General features: G+C 34.2%; 7 protein-coding genes and 2 tRNA genes. All 9 read left to right on the top strand.

Translation table 11 applies throughout. The features are described from left to right. The first annotated feature begins 4 nt into the window (after positions 1-4). The 9 genes from JML65_RS10475 (at position 5) to JML65_RS10435 (ending at position 18172) form a co-directional block, all read left to right on the top strand. On the top strand, positions 5-10339 hold the full coding sequence (locus JML65_RS10475) for a SpvB/TcaC N-terminal domain-containing protein (RefSeq protein ID WP_202270825.1): 10335 nt from the start codon (positions 5-7) through the stop codon (positions 10337-10339). Beyond that, complete coding sequence (locus tag JML65_RS10470) at positions 10339-10662, top strand: hypothetical protein (RefSeq protein ID WP_202270824.1); 324 nt, start codon at positions 10339-10341, stop codon at positions 10660-10662. Before JML65_RS10475 ends, JML65_RS10470 begins: the two co-directional genes overlap by 1 nt. 242 nt (positions 10663-10904) lie before the next feature. Beyond that, entirely contained in the window at positions 10905-11213 is a 309-nt protein-coding gene (locus JML65_RS10465; RefSeq protein WP_202270823.1) for an RHS repeat domain-containing protein, read from the top strand. Positions 11214-11866: 653 nt separating this feature from the next. Next, on the top strand, positions 11867-13666 hold the full coding sequence (locus tag JML65_RS10460) for a hypothetical protein (RefSeq protein ID WP_202270822.1): 1800 nt from the start codon (positions 11867-11869) through the stop codon (positions 13664-13666). 210 nt (positions 13667-13876) lie between these two features. Then, positions 13877-13949, top strand: a tRNA-Lys gene (locus JML65_RS10455). A 758-nt stretch (positions 13950-14707) separates the two neighbouring features. After that, positions 14708-14780 (top strand) — tRNA-Lys (locus JML65_RS10450). 999 nt (positions 14781-15779) lie between these two features. Continuing rightward, the gene (locus JML65_RS10445) at positions 15780-15959 is read left to right on the top strand and encodes a hypothetical protein (RefSeq protein ID WP_202270821.1); all 180 of its coding nucleotides are present in this window, start codon (positions 15780-15782) and stop codon (positions 15957-15959) included. 388 nt (positions 15960-16347) lie between these two features. Then, positions 16348-17271, top strand: coding sequence for a helix-turn-helix transcriptional regulator (locus JML65_RS10440; RefSeq protein ID WP_052184608.1), 924 nt, complete (start codon positions 16348-16350; stop codon positions 17269-17271). Positions 17272-17716: 445 nt separating this feature from the next. Next, on the top strand, positions 17717-18172 hold the full coding sequence (locus JML65_RS10435) for a hypothetical protein (protein WP_202270820.1): 456 nt from the start codon (positions 17717-17719) through the stop codon (positions 18170-18172). The last annotated feature ends 373 nt before the right edge of the window (positions 18173-18545 follow it).

The raw sequence follows: 18545 nt of genomic DNA, 5'->3' as shown, positions 1-18545 counted from the left end.
AACCATGAAAATACATATTAACAAAGAGCTTTTTACAAAAAGATCAGTACTCTTCGTGTGCTTTTTTGCAAGTATATTCATATTTGCGAGCTTTACGAAAGAAGACCGGCAGAAAGTACGATCCTTTAAGCTTCGTATGATGGAAAAATATATCTATCATAGAATACAAGACAATGCGGATTCAATAGAAAGTTCAGAAGATACAAGCCCTGAACGTAAGAATTCTGATATTACTAAAAGAGAAAATAAGGAAGCTGTTCAGGCAGAGACTCCATTCAAAGTTTTATTTTCGGAAAATAAGGACTTTGATAACATTTTTAATTCCGAAGAAAAACAGGGAACTATTGGGGAGTTTTCCGATGATGAATCCGATAATGTAGCCGATAACTTCTTTACCATTACCCTTCCTGAAATAAGGAATCAGAATGTGAAAGCATATTTGGTGTATGACCTCTTTGGATTGGATTCTTATCATTCAGTTTCCAGATCAATCAATAAAAATATTGCTTTTGGGGGAAATATTATTGTGGCAAGCAGTAAATGGAGTGCCCAAAAAGAAGAGATTCCATTAAATTCATTAGAAACAGGAAAAAATACAATCTTATTCACTTCATCTCTGAATGGAGTAAAGTATAAGGTTAAAAATGTAAAAATCATTTTTGAAAATAATTTGAGGGGAACAGATCATGTTTCTTCTTTGTTGTCAGGTGATAACCTTTATATTAAAGGTATTGAAAATGGGGCAGTACATATCAATGACCGATTAATATCCTCTGAAAAAGGAGAGTATGAAACCTTAATTAAACTTACAGAATCAGATAAAGCAAAAGGTTTTGTTAAGATTGCCGGATTATCCGGAGTCAGAGAATATAAACTTCCTGGAAATACTTCATCCTTCAAGACGCTCACTGAAGAAAGATATGTACCTTTCACAGTTACTGTTTCAAAGGATTCGGAACATAAAGAAGTGTATGAAAATTCGACCCTTTCAATTGAAAAAAATTCTACGGAAAATACTGCTCAGGTTCAAATTTTAAAACTTCGTAAGAAAGATTATCCGGCTATTTCCGGAGAAATTAAAAATATGACGGTAAATTCCAATGCATATCGTTTGGAAAATCGTTTCGGGGAGCTTACCAAAAAAATGACTTTCTCTTTCCCTTATGATGAAAAAAAATTAGGAGCAAGATCTGCAAAAGAACTTAAAGCTTTTTATTTTGATTACGTTTCAAAAAAATGGAAAGTTGATCCATCAGGAAAAGTAGATACAGAGAAAAAAGTTATTACAGTTGAAACAAAAGGAGATACAGATTATATCAATGGAGTAATCTCTGTTCCGGAATCATCAAAACTGGATGCGTTCGCACCAACAAGTATCAGTGGATTAAAAGCTGCGGATCCTACTGCCGGTTTACAGTTGATGGGAATACCAACAGCAACCCAAAAAGGAGATGCCAGTGCCAATTATCCGATTCGTGTTCCTGCAGGAATTGGAGGACTACAGCCTTCTGTTTCAATTGGCTACAGCAGTGCAGGAGGAAACGGCTGGATGGGAGACGGCTGGAATATCAATGGTTTGTCAGCCATCACAGTTGATACCAGATGGGGAACACCATTATTTAACGGAGAAAAAGAAACCGAGTTGTATTCTTTTGACGGCGAAATGCTTGTGTATCCTAACGAATATCTCCCTCACAGACACAATGATGTGAGTGAAAACAATGCAGCCATTACGACAGAAAAGCAGGAAAGGTCTTCTTATACAAATAGTGGTGTAAAACAGTTTTATTTAAGAAAGAATCATGATTTTACCCTTATTGAAAGAATAGGAACAAGTCCCAATAATTACACATGGAAAGTAACCTCTACCGACGGTACCAAAAGATATTATGGAGGCTCATCAGACGCTGTACTTTATTCAGGAAGCGGTATTGCCCATTGGGGACTTCGGATGGTAGAAGATGCTCATGGTAATACAATGGAGTTTACGTATTATAATGAACCCGGAGGAGGAGGTACATTTTATCAGGTTAAAAAAATCGCTTATGGAAGAAATAAGGATTATACGGTCAACTTCAATAAAGAAACAAGTATCACCAGACAGGATGTAACCACTAATGCAAAACAGGGATTTATACGATCAGAACCTTATTTGTTAAAAGATATTGAGGTTAAATACAAAAATGAGTTGATTAGAACCTATAAAATGGATTATGTAGAAGGTGAATTTTTTAAAACCCTTTTAAAAAGAATTTATATTGTTCCAAATAATCCGTGTTCTACAACGCTTAGCCTTGCTAAATCAGCTGGTAATAATAAAGAAACTACCGAAAAGGCTGAAAATAAAGGTTCAGCAAGCAGGGAAAGAGATATGGATGATGGCACCGGCGGTGGTGGAGGTGGTCCCGGAGGTATTGAGCCTACTTGTAATGAGATTTCAGACAGTTACACTTTTGAATATTACAATGATGTAAAAGATGCACAGGGAAATGTAAGGATATTTGGTCCTGATACAGGAATTAGTCTTGAGAATGACAAAGATGCGTATTCAAGTGTTGTAAGAGCTTTAATTAAACCTTCTAAAATAAACGGAAACATCAGTTCTGAAACTGGATTTAATGCCAGAATAGCAGCGGGATTAAATTTCTATACACCCTCCAGTGATGCCTACGGACATCTGATGTTTGGCTTTCCATTTGGAAGCTCCAAGTCAAAAGCAAGAAATGCTCAACAGTTGATAGATTTCAATGGAGATGGGATACAGGATATGATTTACAGAGTTCCGGATGAAGGATTATTCCTGAGAGCAGGAAAATTAGATGATGCAGGAAATCTGAGTTTTAATAAATCCGAGCGAATTGAAAATTATCCGGGAGGTGATTTTAATTATACGGAAACCAGTACCAGTAATAGTGGATGGGACATGGGAGCCATAGTGTATAGCAAATCTGAAATAGGTTCTTCCACTCAAGGGACAACAAAGACTTATCTGGTGGATGCCAATTCAGATGGTCTTATGGATATTGTTAATGATGGACAAGTATGGTTCAACAGGTTCAGTTCCGGAAAATCTGAAATGACTCAGCACTCTGAATATACGGAAAATATGGTTGTAAAAGCAAAAGCAATCCAGAAGCCGGTAAGAGAGTGTGGCGATCCGGGACAATTTTCATATCCTTGTCCGGAAGAACCGGTAAAAAATTATATTGACATTAATGACGTTGTAAAAGTATGGATAGCACCTAGAGATGGGTATGTCAGATTTACAGATAATGTTACAGTAGAAGCAAGCAAGTTTGATAGGTCGGGTGTAATGTATTATAGTGTTGAAATAAAGAACCCTACCCCTTTGAGTAGTGGGGGAACAGATACTTTTACTAATACCAGAATATATTTAAAGGGAATTCGTGCAACATACGGTACCCAGAATATTGTAATAAACAACTACAACGATTTTTATTCTGAAATGCAGTCGGTTGAGGCAGATCCTAATTTTCCTATTTCAAATGGTATCAATAATCCTAATCAGTTATTTGTAAAAAGTGGTGAGAAAATTTATGTGAGATTACATAAAAATACGGTTAAGGATATTCCTGTTTCTTCAAATCCTACAATTACTTATGTAGATCAATATGGTAATGAAATTCCCAATACAATTGAATTGTCTCAGGATAAGTTTCAATTAAATAATGGAAATTATGCTATGGCCTTTCTTCTTAATAATAGCTCTGCACCAATACTTCTGGACGCTACCGGAACTGCTGTTATTAAGATACCATCCTTTACATTTCCTTATTTATCTGATAATATAAAATTCAGAGTGGTAACTGAAAAGGTAAATTCAGGTACGATAACTGATTTAATTACTCCAGAGGTTTATAATCAATCGAACCTTACAACGCAAGCTCATACATTGAATCTTACAGTAAATGCCAGTGAACCGGTTTATCTGAGGTTTATTGTGGAGTCTGATTCCTTTACAAATTTTAGATGGAATAGCTGGAATAGTCAAGTTACTGTAAATTATAGCGCAACAGTCAACTATGGTAATGGTAATGTTAACACAAATGTTTTTTGGGAGGGGGTTGCAGAGTATCCATCTTTTGTAGTGACTCAACTGGCTCCCAAATTGGATATTAATAATGTTTCAAATAGTACATTATTATTAGGAACTCATAATTTTGGAGTGCAGATTAATAAAAATGTCAATTTTTCCAGCTTAGCAACAGGGTCGTTTTATTATATTATCAAAAAAGGAAATGAGGTTCTTGCTAAAAGGAAAGTTCTTGTTTCTCATACAAACAATACACTTATAGAAGAAGATATGGTAGCTGGTCAACCTGTTAATGGTGTTGCTCCAGTTGTTTTCTATTCAGGACTGGCGCCTTTTCTTGCTACCGATAAGAATCATTTGGTAACGGTAGAAGTATATTGTAAAACAGGGGGTGATTATGCATTATTTAATAAATATTCTGAATACTTTTCAGGAAGGCCATTCAATATATATTATGATGATGTAAATCTGTATGGTACCACCACTGCAACAGCGGTTAATACCGCAATGTATAATACAAAATCGTTCTTTTTTAATAACTGGGGACAATTTGTATACAAATCGGGAAGCCTTTCAGACTATCTTTATGGATGGCCTATTAATTATGGAGCATTTGGTACACCAGTAGAAAATCAGAATATATATGCGGCATGTCAGAACCCGAATATGGCAAATAATCCTGAGGCTCTCGCTGAATGTATACAAAATGAAACGCAAGACCCTAATGTGGGTAATAATACACTTTCATCGTATGTATTACCGATGAAACCGACATTTACAAATATTGGTAGATACAAAATGGGTGTTTGGGCAGGTTCAGCACCTACTCAATATTCATCATCAGATACCTTTAACACTAACGATAACGTAAGTTATTTTACTGACCCTGTTCCTACTGTACCTGTGGCAATGCCTACAACATATGTATCTGGTCAGCTTTCCGTAGATACTACCATGAAAGCGATTAACAAAGATCAAATGAGCAGAGCAAAAAATAGAACCCAAGGAGGAAATTTAATTTCAGTAAGTGGAGGAAATTCTGAAACAACCGTTGATTATAGTGTTGAAAATCAATCTTTTTCAGATATAAACGGTGACGGGTATCCTGATATAGTGTATCCACGATCAATCCAGTTTACCAATTCTACAGGTAGTTTGGAAGATATTAAGGCTAATTCCTATGGAGAGCCAACCCAATCTTTAAGTTATCAAAAAAGTAACTCTGCAGGGTTTTCCTATAATACATTTTCAGTATCGGGAAGAATTGGAGCACGTGGTAATAATGGTACTAACACAGAACCTGATTCCGGAATTCCATGGTCTGGAAGTGCATCAGTGGGTGCTAATCTTAATAAGTATTATGATTCTTATGATGCAGGGAGGGAGTTCTGGATGGACATTAATGGAGACGGACTTCCTGACAGGGTGACAGGAGGACGTACTCAGTATATGAGAGTTGCTTTAAATCTGGGTAACACATTAGGGGGAGCAACTGCTTACCCAAACATACTTACCTATGAGTCACATCCAAAAGGTAATGCTAGTATTTCTTTAGGAGGTGGGCTTGGTTCTTCTGCCAATCTGGGGGCTTTATCCAGTTTTGGGTTCGGAATCAGTGCCGGAGTAAGCGCTTCATCTTCAATAGGAACTGCAGATGTAGTATATGAAGATATCAATGGAGACGGTTTAATTGATCTGTTAAAAGTTGCCGATAATGGGGCAACTACCGTGAGGTATAACCTTGGAACTAAATTTGATACAGGTATGCCTTTGATAAAAAATGGTGGAAATATTGATTTCTCTGACGAAACAAGATCATTTAACGGATCATTCTCTTTTGGAGCGAACTATATGTTCAATATAGGACCTATTACTCTTATTCCACCTGTTGTTCTTCTGATTCTTTGGGTTAAAGCCGGTGGTGGTGCTAATGTTAATCTGGGAATGAATGTTACTGAAACAAGAAAAACATTCAGAGATATGAATGGTGATGGCTTTGTAGATTTAGTTCAGGATACAAACAGTGGGTTTATTGTCAATTATTCACAAATTGGGCGAACCAATAAATTAAAAACAATTACCAATAGTTTCTCAAAGGGAACATATGTAATGGATTACCAGATCTCCAGAGCAAATTATGATAATCCGCATGCTAAATGGATCGTAAAAGATATCAGTGTATTAAATCCGGATGCATTTTCGCCAGAATATACAACGGAGAATGGGAATAAAATGGAAACCAGATATGAGTTCCGAAACAGAAAATATGACAGAAGGGAAAGAGAGGATTTCGGTTTTGAAACTGTTATTAAAAAGGAAATGAATAATGGTTCAACAGAAAGAGTCTCTACTGATTTGTACTTTAATAATACCTATTTGTTAAGTGGTTTGGTTAAGCAAAGTATGGTACACAGTAACGGAAGTTATTTGGTTGACGTGAAGTATAATTATAAGTTGAGGAAATTTATGTATAATACGACCCTGATCAATCTGAGTTCCGATTTACCTTTTGATTATGACAGTGGTGGTAGAGAAGGCAGAAAGATGGGCATTGCTTTACTGGATGAAAAAATAAAAACAACTTATGAATCCGGAGGAAGCATTGTTACCACAGAGAAATTTACATATACTACAAAAGGTCTTGTTGAGAAATATCAGTATACAAGCCCTTCTACCTCTTATAATACCAGAATCACTTATCAGGCAATTGAGAATAATATTATTGGAGTTCCTACGGTTATTGAGGTATATGAAGGAACTACCAACTCACAATTATTGAGAAAGAGAAGTGCTGAAAATATTAATTTGAGCAACGGAGATGTAGGTAGATACAATATATTTGATGGGGCTGTTGATATTCCTACGGATATTCAATACAATACTGCTGGAAACATTATAAAAGTTACTTATCCGCAGAATAATAATACCAGCGCTGTTCAGAGGTATTCAATTGATTACACCTACGATGATGCTGTAACAGGTAAATATGTTGTAGAAGTAAAAGATATTTTCAATATTAAATCTTCCGCAACATATAATCCACTTTTCGATGTTGTAACCAGAAAAGTAGATACAGGAGGAAATGCTATGGTATTTACGTATGACGGTTTCGGAAGAACAAGAACCATCATGGGGCCTAATGAAATTGCAAGTGGTGCTACGGTTCCAACTGTGAAATACAATTATTGGTTTGATCATGCAGATATTCTTAACAGCGATTCTGCAATACAATTGTATAGAGCTTCAACTTCCAACTATGACCCTGAATATGCGAGCTCAGGAAATACCATCATGACAGATACTTATTCCGACTTCCTGGGAAGAATTGTACAGACGAAAAAAGATTTTGAATGGTCCGGATATGAATCAAGATCTGTGTCAGGAAGAACAGTTTATGATGATCTGGGAAGAGCGGTTAAGCAACATCATCCTGTAATGGAAGGGGTAACGAATCAGGCTTTGAATTCTGCAAGTAACAGTGCTTCTACTTCCAGTGCTTATGATAGCCGGGATAGAGTGGTTTCTTTTACAGATGAAAATAGTGTGACAACAAAAGCATCATACAGTATTGATCATAACTTATTCAAAACAACACAAGAAGTTTCCAGTCAAAAATCAGAAACCTATGCCAATGCAGAAGGAAAAGTAGTACAGAAAGACGATTATCTGGACAGTACTCCGCTTTCAACATTCTTTGAATACAATACGATTGGAGAGTTAATTATGGTAAGAGACCCTGAAGGAATTAAAACACAATATTCTTATGATCTTGCCGGAAGACGGGTAAAACAAATACATCCGGACAAAGGAAGAATGGTTTATGAATATGATCCTTCCGGAAATCTGGTAACCTTAGAAACAGAGAATTTGGTCAATGATCCCACTATCAGTACTCATGTTATTCAATATAAATATGATTACAACAGGCTCGTAGGAATTGTTTTACCAAATTTACCATCCGGGGACCCAAATCCAAACAATGTGGCCTACGAATATTATCCTTCAACACCGGGGAATAATGCAGGGAAACTTCGTATAAAAGATGAAGGATCAGGAAGTACAAAATATACGTATGGAAGAATGGGAGAAGTTCTTTCAGAAGTAAGAGTAATAAGAGGATATCATATCCCAGAGATGTATTTTAAAACTTCATTTAACTATGACAGCTGGAATCGTATTACGAAGATCAAGTATCCGGATGATGAAATTGTTTCTTATCATTATGATAAAGGAGGAATGCTTAAATCAGTAAATAATAATAATGGAGAAATCTACATCAACAATGCAAACTACAATCATTTTGATCAGCGTTTGGGAATTGTTTATGGCAATGGAACTTCTCAGTCATATATGTACAACTCTAGTGACAGAAAATTAGGTTATTATAAATTAAATAGTCCATCTGCACCAATGTTACAGAATACATATAAATATGATGAGTTTTCAAATATTATTAAAGTTACAAACATTGCCACACCTCAGCCGAATGGTATGGGGGGTGCCTTTGATTTTGAATTTGGATATGATACCTTGAACAGATTGGTGGGAACAGGAACAAGGAAAATCATTTTAGATGGTGAAAATCAACCTATACCAACCTCTAATTTTGCTCAGTCAACATATGAACTTGAAATGCACTATAATGATGTAGGTGGTATTACAGGAAAAAGACAGCATCACGAAAGAGATCAGGTGGTTGTATCTGAAAATACTTATGAAAATCATTATCAATATATGGATGGCACCCATAAGCTTAAGGGGGTAGACGACAGTTCAACAGGAAGTAATGAAGTATTTGAATATGATTATAATGGAAATGCAGTAGCACATACTGATCAGAACGGAACAAGAAAAATGTTCTGGGATGAGCAGGATCGTATGAGAGCATTCTATAATGATAATACGGGAACTTATCAGTATTATACATATGATGATAAAGGAGAAAGAGCCATTAAATACGGATTGGAAGCTCCTGCACAGCTCTACCAGAATGGAGCACCAGTAGGTATTGATGACGTTAGACTGATCGATTATAAGCTATATCCGAACCCATACATAACTGTAAGTTCTTCAGGTCAATATACAAAGCATTATTTTGACGGAACAAAAAGATTTGCAAGCAGATTAATGGATGACATCACACGATTTGAAGATCCATCTGTTTTATACACCAATAGGACAGCTGCGGACTCATCTGAAAAGAAAGCGGATACGGAAGCAGACTTTAAAAAGTATCTTGAAAAAACAGATCTTGGCGGGAATGTATCAGTTGAGCTTAGAGAAATGTATCAACGTCCAGGCTTATACTATCTGCATGGGGATCATTTGGGAACAGCTACTTTTGTTACGAATTCCTATGGAAAAGCAACGCAGTTTTTCTTAAATTTACCTTTTGGAGAAACCATGCTGGAGCAGATGGATGGATCATATAACAATCCGTACAAGTTTAATGCAAAAGAATTGGATGAGGATACGGGACTGTATTATTACGGAGCAAGATATTATAATCCGCGATTGAGTGTTTGGTATGGTGTGGATCCATTAGCAATTTACAATCCTGTTATGGAAACTGAGTTCTATGGTGCTGGTCAACATAATGGAGGTGTATATAACTTGGGTAATCTTAATCCTTATATTTATACGTACCAGAACCCTATAAAATATATAGATCCTAATGGTAAACAGTATGAATTTTCTTTAGCATTAAGTGGTTCAACGGGAATAACAGTTTTAGGAACAGGAGGTTTTATAAGTGGGCTTGCTGGAGGGGTTTTTTCAGGATTAATAATAGCAGGATATGGAAGCACACAAACGCAAAAAGCATTTCAATTAAGAAGAGGAAACGAATTTAGTGCTCTTTCTCATCAAGAACAAAAGGAAACACTATTACAAGAAAGTTTTCCTGTTATGGAAAAAGATAATTTAACTGTTAGATCATTTCCAAAAGAAGAGGAAAAAGGAATTACAATTTTAAATTCAAATAAAGCAAAACTTGGAAATGCTAAACTAAGAGATGTTAATAATAAGTTGGGAGAAATTGATGCAGGTAAGGGAAATGGGCATTCTTATGCAAATGACGGTAGAGAAAATTCGGAAGTGTTGCCTAAAAAAGGTAAAAATGGAGATATTGACTACACAACATATGACCTTTATAAACCACCAACTCAAGAGCAAAGAAAAAATGGTGCAACCAGAGATAAAACTAGAATTGTAACAGGAAGTGATGGAAGTGCTTATATTACCAATCAACATTATAATAAAGGATCATTTAAAAAAATTAGATAATGGAAAAAGAAGAATTATATGAATTAAAATATGTTTTAGCCGATTATATCTATCCTAGATTAAAAGCTTTTAAAGACATGGTAGATAATAAAAAAACACCAACTTTACCAAATTTTAAAAATGAAGAATATTTTAAAGATAAAAAAGTAAATTTTGATTTAATGTCCAAATTTTGGAGTGAGAAGCTTGAAGAAATGATTTTTCCATTTCAATATTATAGCTTTACAGAAAGCTTTGAAAACATGGATGAAGAAGCTATTAAAGAAAATATTAAAAAAGGGTTGGAAACTTTTGCAAAATATTTTGATGATCTATGGATATAATGGTCATGTATCAGATTTAGTGATGGGATAATTTTCGGTCTTTAATTCGCTAAAAACCACAAAAATTAAAACAAATTAATAGAAAACGAGAGCAGGATATCCTGCTCTTGTTTATTTTTGAGGAAAAAACATCTCTAAATAATTGAAGATCATTCCTTGTGTATCAGAATTAGTGATCAAATAAAAACTCATTTAGAAGAGTCCGGTTTGGGAAGCGATATTTGTATAGAGCTTGAAGAAATATGGCAGCGGCCGAATTTATATTATTTTATGTGGATCATTTGGGAACAGCAACATTTGTTACCAATTCTCAGGGTGAGGCAACACAATTTTTCTTAAATTTACTATTCGGAGAAACCATGTTGAAACAAATGGACGGATCATATAATAATCCATTCAAATTTGATGCAAAAGAATTTGATGAGGATACAGGATTGTATTATTATGGGGCAAGGTATTATAATCTTACGCTGGCGCGAGCTTCTAGCTCGTGCCTTACAAATAATATAAAGATCATTGTAATTGCAATGATCTTTATTATTAATATATGAAAGCTGTTACATTTACCAATACAAGGATTATTTAGGAAATGGCAGAGTAAGTTTTGCAAAAAACAATGTAGATGTTCTTGAAATTACTACAATTTTGTAGTTCTTTTTATACAGTATATTTCATCACAATAACCTTCGATATTTCCTCTTTGTCATTTTGATGCTCTACTTCATAAAATCCATTCTTTTTATAGAGATGATAAGCTGATTCATTCAAAATACCATGTATTATTCATTATATAAAAAGTCTATTCTGATACAAAAGGTAGACAAATATTTAACTCAATTGAATTGTTATGTTGGATCAACAGATGCAATAAACTGCTTATCTGTACTATTGAAATTCATAAAGATAGATTCCTGAAATATTAATTGATTGCAATTATTATTCTGTAGTCACGATATAATGAAGAATGATAATAAAGTCAGCTATTTGGTCTTTTTTAGTTTTTACGTGTGAAAATTAAAGATGTTCTAAATAGTTCACAGGAAATATAATAGAATAAATATGGAGCTATTGTAAGATTAAATATCTAAAACAACACTGAATTTCTTATTTTTTTGTTTGTGAATATTTTAAGATATTAGTAAGTTTTTAGCCTATATTGGCTTATAAATTGATATTATAAACTTTATTGAATTCTTGATGACTAATGACTAAATCGATTCTAATTGTATTTTTCTTTCTAAGTGGTTTTTTCTTTTTACATGCACAGGAAAAAAAAGATTCGCTCTATTACAAAATAGAAGAATTTTCTGATCAAAGAAAAGTCACCAAATTTATTCATCGTTTTATATTCCGTAGGGAGGCAGATTCTACTTCTGTTAAAACCAGGACTGAAAAACTGTCGCAGGAAGCTTATAATAAAAAATACATCAGAAATATCCGGATAGAAACAATTGACCCTTTTGGATATGGTTCTAAAGACAGTAAAGTAAAATCCAAATGGTATGATTGGATCACCAATCATCTTCATTCTAATACAAAAAATTCCACCGTTAATAATTATTTGCTTTTTGAGGAAGGCGAAGAATATAATGCTCAGAAACTCTACGAATCTGAACGTTTGCTGAGAACGATGCCTTTTATAAACAGGGTTAATATCAGTGTTTCTGACAGTACTTCCGGTAAGGATTCTATTGATATTGTTGTGAAAGTCCTTGATTCCTGGAGTCTGAAACCCAGAGTCAGCTATTCAGGAAGTAAAATTGGGTTGGGAGTGACGGAAGAAAATGTATTTGGGTTAGGCCACGAATTGAATTTCCTGTATAGAAATGATTCCAAAGAAAAGCAGGATTATCTTTTCGGGAGCTATACAGCCTATAATCTTTTTGGTTCTTATATCAATGCTCAGGTGCTGGGGGAACGGGATTTTTTTAGAAATGAAAGAATCAACTTCAATGTCAGAAGAGACTTTTTCTCCCCTTTGACAAAGTGGGCCGGTGGTTTTAGTTTCGAATATTTTATGCGGAATGTTTTACTGCCAACGGAAACGGAGACTAGTTTTCCGGAAGTTCAGATCAAAGTGTACAGTCAGGATTTATGGGGTGGGTATCAGATTCCTGTTTCATCTGATCCAAACGAGAAGGTTTCCGGTAATATTGCCGTGATAGGGAGGTTTCAGAATTATCAGTATAAAGACAGTCCCGGAATCGACCAGTATAAATATTTTAGCTCTTACAACAGTTTTCTGATGTCTGTAGGATATATTCACAGAAGTTTTTCGGTTCAGAAGAATATTTTTCAATATGATTTACCGGAGGATATCGCGTATGGTAATTCGGTGAATTTCACGGCAGGAGCTTTGTCTAGAAGTAATGACGTGAAGCCTTATATAGGGATTTCTGCGTCTTATGGTACCTTTGCAAAGCTGGGATATTTCAATGTGAAAGCTCAGTTTGGGAGATTTTTTAATGAAGATGACCCCAATCGTGAATCTTTCCGATTGGATGGAACGTATTTTACAAATCTCATGGATTGGAAATTTGCCAAAGCAAGACATTTCTTTTCTCCCACTTTAGCCTTGGGAAACCCACAGCATAATTATTCTTATAAAGACAGAATCAATCTTTCTGCTGCAGATGAATTCCCTGTTTACAATTCAGATTATATTGGAACCAAAAAGTTGGTTTTAAGATATCAGCTACAACTCTTTATCAATAAAACCTGGAAGAATTTCCATTTCAGTCCCTATCTAACGGCGGCAGTCGGATGGCTGGGGATGCCCAATGATAAACTGCTGAAAACAAATGCAAACACCAAGATAGGAATTGGCGTGTTAATCAATAATCCTTTTCTGGTTTTCAACAGGATTCAAATTTCTTTCATGTATTATCCCCGTGTTCCTTTCGATAATAATTCTGTTTTTGATTTTAACAGCAATAGAAATAATCTTTTGCCAATGAACAGTTTTGCAACAGATATCCCTCATTTTGTTAATTTTTCCAACTAAGCTGTTTTGAGTTTTTAAATTCCAAATCGCTTGATTTAGAATTAGTTTCAAAAGGGAAGGAGAAGAAAGGCTTATGTGCATCCATTATAGCCCGTGAAAAAAATGATTTTTTTTAAATAAAATAGCGGAGATAAAGAAAAAGTTTCTATCTTTGCAGTCCCTTAAACAAAGGGATTTACTTGAAAATGGAAACATAAAAAGTAGATGACCGACTCGGTAGCTCAGCTGGTAGAGCAATACACTTTTAATGTATGGGTCCTGGGTTCGAATCCCAGCCGGGTCACTTGAACGGATGAAGCATTTTTTACAATGTTTTGTCCGTTTTTTTTTGCTTTGTAATGGCTTGTTAATAAGTGGATGTGTTTAAGTGCTGAGTTTAATTTTGGTGTTCAAATTGAACCTTTTCAATGAAGATAGCATTCAAATCGATCTTTTTTGTCTCAATATCATCGTTACTATAGAGAGAGCTTATAGGTAACTCTTTTTGAGCAGATAGATGATTCCTTTATTTCCTCTCTTCTTTTCTATTATTTAATCCGAACTCAGAGGAATACGTTGTTATATATCAACAATATCAGTATGATCGTGTAAAAATGCAATAGCTTCTCAGGGGCTTTGGGGATTGAATCCATGGCCAAGTATAGCAGTTGTTTTTAGTTGGGATTTTTAAAAATAAATGTAATGTGGATAAATAAGAACTACTTCTTTTTTTCGATGTTTGGTAAGGAGGTATTCTTTGTCTGTTACTTTTAAGAATAAACGACTTTTCAGGATTGGGAGAAAATTAAGGTATGAATTCAGTAAAACGTCATGTGTTGTTTTTCGCATGGCGTTTTTGTGAGCAATAATTTAATTAACAATTACTTAGAAATAAAGGAGTCGTCAATGGATGACTGTAAATCTGCAAACTTCTTCTGTGGCGTGAAATTTATCGAATAAAAGTGTGAAAAAAAGTTGGAGTTAAAAAGTATTTTTCTATCTTTGCAGTCCCTTAAACAAAGGGATTTACTTGAAAATGGAAACATCAAAAAGTAGATGACCGACTCGGTAGCTCAGCTGGTAGAGCAATACACTTTTAATGTATGGGTCCTGGGTTCGAATCCCAGCCGGGTCACTTAAGGAGACAACTGTTAAAGTTTGTCTCCTTTTTTTGCGCCTGCATGTTGTTGTATTTCAATGTATTGATTTTGAAATATTTATAGTTGGATTTTTAAACTATATCCTTTAAAAGCCTGAACAAAATTTTCTAAAAAAATGCTTTTTGTTTTATCCCGTGAGGTTTTCAAAAGTTCGATTTCTCATTAAGGTTTTGAAACTTTCTTTACTATGGGTTTCTTGTAATTTTTTGCGATAAGATATAGAAAGTCTACTATAATTGTCATTTCATTATAATCTACTTGAATACCCTTTTTTGCTAATAAAGCAATGGCTTGTTCTACTGAGATATTTTTATCCGCTATGTCCAATTCAGGGAAGCCTTGAAAAAATCAAAAAACTGGTTGTCATCCAATAGTTGATTTTGTGTGTTAATATTTTTTAATTTAATATTAGGCATTGGGAATTAATTAGATACTCTTTTTTTAATTGGTTATAGTCATCGAATTTCAATATTTCTACAACAAAAAAAATTTTTACCTGTGAAAGAGCAATTGTTGAGAAGATTTGCATTAACCCTGGTTTTACAGCGCGCATAGCAATGATAATAGGGATATTTTTTTGTCTTACCTTGAGAAAAGCTTCCGGTTAGTTTTTTGCCACAAGTTGGACATGTTAAAAATCCTCTTAGAAAAAACACTGCTTCCAAATTATCTGATTTGGCTGTAACCTTTCTTTTTTGTATTAATGATTCTCCGGACTTTATAAAATAAATCTTCAGGAATCAATGCTTCACGTGTTCCCTTTATCACCTGTTATTCTTCAGGGCTACCTTTTACTTTTATAAGTCCGCAATAAACAGAATTACGTATAAGACGGAAAAAATATAAACGTGAACATAGTAATCGTTTATTAATTGCCATTTTGCGGATTTCTTCAATTCTCGTAAAATTTTTTTTAAGTTGATGGAAGACCCATGTAATAATAGATACTAATACAGGAATCAGCACGGGAAGTGGTGAAAAGATACTATAAGAGTATGCTGGGTAATGAGATTGGAACCCAAAATGGATCAAAAGTATTTGAAACCGAAATCTCTAATACCGACTGGCCTAGTTTTATGGAAACCTACAATGCTGCAACGGGGAGTTATCATTGGTGGAATTCTCTATATGGCAGGCCTGTTTCATTGTTATAAACAGAGCGTTATGGTGAGTTTTCTCAAATTACAATATAACTTCGTTGGATATTGTAAAAATTCAGATTAATAACTATTGAGTGGTACAAAACAAGGCTTGGACTAACAATGCAGCAGCTTAAAATAATTACAGAGAAGAGAATTTTTTCTAAGAAAATTTTATGGTTTTACCCTGTGACATGATTACGGAAGGCTTTAATTTCAAGTAAAATTTAGATTTTTTGACGAGAAAAATCTGTTATTTTCGGAAATTCTTACAACTAAATTAAGGAGGTAAATTGTTGTTATTGGAGGTTTTGCAGGTGTATTTTCTTGAGTGTAATGTACTTGGATTAAATGACAGATATTTTGGTGAAAAAATGCCCTATTTTGGATTATATAAATTATCATGTTAAATTATATAAAAGAAAAAAGGCAGCTGGCTGCTGATGAGATTGAGTATGAAAAAAGTCTTTACTTTGATATTTATACTCTTGTACTTGTATTGATTCTTGGTTGCAATGTAGTCCTGAATGTTTTCTTTTTAAATCAACCTGTGTATGGTGGAATATTCTTCGGAATGGTTCTTTTTATGTTGTGTACATTGCTTTGGCCGGATAAGATACGGTTTAACAAATATCTTTTAATGCTTCTTTTCTGGTTTCTGGGATTGGTGATTTTTTACTGTGATACTATAAGTGGAAACGGTGCTATGAATTATCTGTCATATATCTCTCTTACCATAGCTGTAGCATTTTTTTTTGACTATGATAAGGATAAGTATATCATTTTTATGCTTGTGGTTACCTATGTAATATTTTTTTTGATCAACATCATCACGGACTATTCTATATTTTCATCTCTTCATCAAAATCTATCTCCTGTAAAACTTTGGTATATAAGAGTTTATAAGGCGTTGGAGATCTCCTTTTGCACTTTTGTTGGGATGTATATTATACATAGGAAGGAAAAAATGATCATAAAATATTATATAGAAAAAGAGAAGCTTAATGACTTTATAAAGAAAACAGATAAGATAAGTTCGTCCAATGAATTGTATGAATTAGCAATGAGTAAAAACTCACTTTTTATTACCTATTTTAAATCTGAATTTCCTGAGTTTTTTGAAAAAATTTTAGAAGTCTGCCCAAATCTCATCTCATCAGAACTAGAAATCTGTGCTTTATTAAAACTAAACTTAACCACAAAGGAAATTTCAATTGCGACTAACACAACTATCCGTGCTGTGGAGAATAAAAAGCATAGGATTCGTAAGAAAATTAATCTTCCTACAGAAACTGATTTGAATCTATATATTATAAAAACCTTTTAATTATTTACTGATATTCAGTTTGTTATTTGCTTTGAGTATAACTAAGTAGGGGTGAAAGTAGATGTGAAAACTGTTTTTTTTAGTGTTAGGGTTCTTTTTATCTAATATTGCACCTGTCTAGAAAATCATGCAGTTGTATTTTCTGAAACAAAACACAAATGTCTTAATATATAGCTGGGAATATTATTTCCCAGCCCTCTCACTGGGGATAGAATATTACTTCCCCGGATCAATTTAATATAAGGGATAAAGATAGTGAATAGTAATTCATTGGGTTTACAATGATCCCTAGTTATAGAAATAATAAAAATTATTATATAATGGGCTTCTTGTTTACAATAAGGGCGCCAATTTACAGCCCGGATATTACTTTTGGAATGGTTCTGAGTGGAGGTTATTTTCGCACGTAAGTGGAAATGGAGGAAGTGTTAGTGGATATTCGCAAGTGAATTTTGAACATTATGCAGCAACAGGAACAGGAGTAGGGCCAGATGGTGGATTGGCAACAATATTACCAGGTGCTGTAAATATTGCCAGAGTTAAAAGATTACATTACTCCGTATTCAGGATTGATTTTGCTGTACCGTTTAAAGATAATAATTATATTGTATCTGGAGCAATATGGGAACCCAGACAATGGAATTTAGATAATGCTCAACCTTTTTTGTATGCTCCAAATCTTGTAAGTCAAGGTTCTGCTGTTTTGGCTACTGCTATAGCAAATGATACAGATACAAATCCTACAGGCCCTACCAATCCTTCATATAATCTCGCCCCAAGACAAACTGTTCAGAGAGAGAGCTTTAATGTTTGGGTTGTAAAATATCCCACTCACTTTTATATTGTTGAGGGAGTAGGGGCATTTCCACTTGCAGGAGGGGCGTTAAGTATAACCCGATAACTGTTATTTTAGCCTGATGTATGGAATTTTAGTAATTACTGCTGACAATAATATACCCTAAGCTATCGATTTGGGATACTTATTTCCAGATCCCAATTATATTTTCAAGGGACTTCATGGGATGGCTCCTGTCTCTATAATAAAAATTCTTTGATTTATATCATTTTTTTAATTAGTTAATAATCTCTGGACTTGGGCCAGAGATTATTTTTTCAGACCTTGATATACTGAATTATGCCAAATCAAACCACAGTACGGGTAATTTAACAGTTGAGAAATATTACAGTTTGAAGGGCATTCACAATCTTAAATAAATTAAATATGCTTTAGGTAATTGAGTAATTTAATAATTTGGAAATTTTAATATTTATTT

The organism is Chryseobacterium sp. KMC2 (assembly GCF_016756935.1).
GTDB classification, from domain to species: domain Bacteria; phylum Bacteroidota; class Bacteroidia; order Flavobacteriales; family Weeksellaceae; genus Chryseobacterium; species Chryseobacterium rhizosphaerae.
This window is presented reverse-complemented; position numbering and strand designations above follow the sequence as displayed.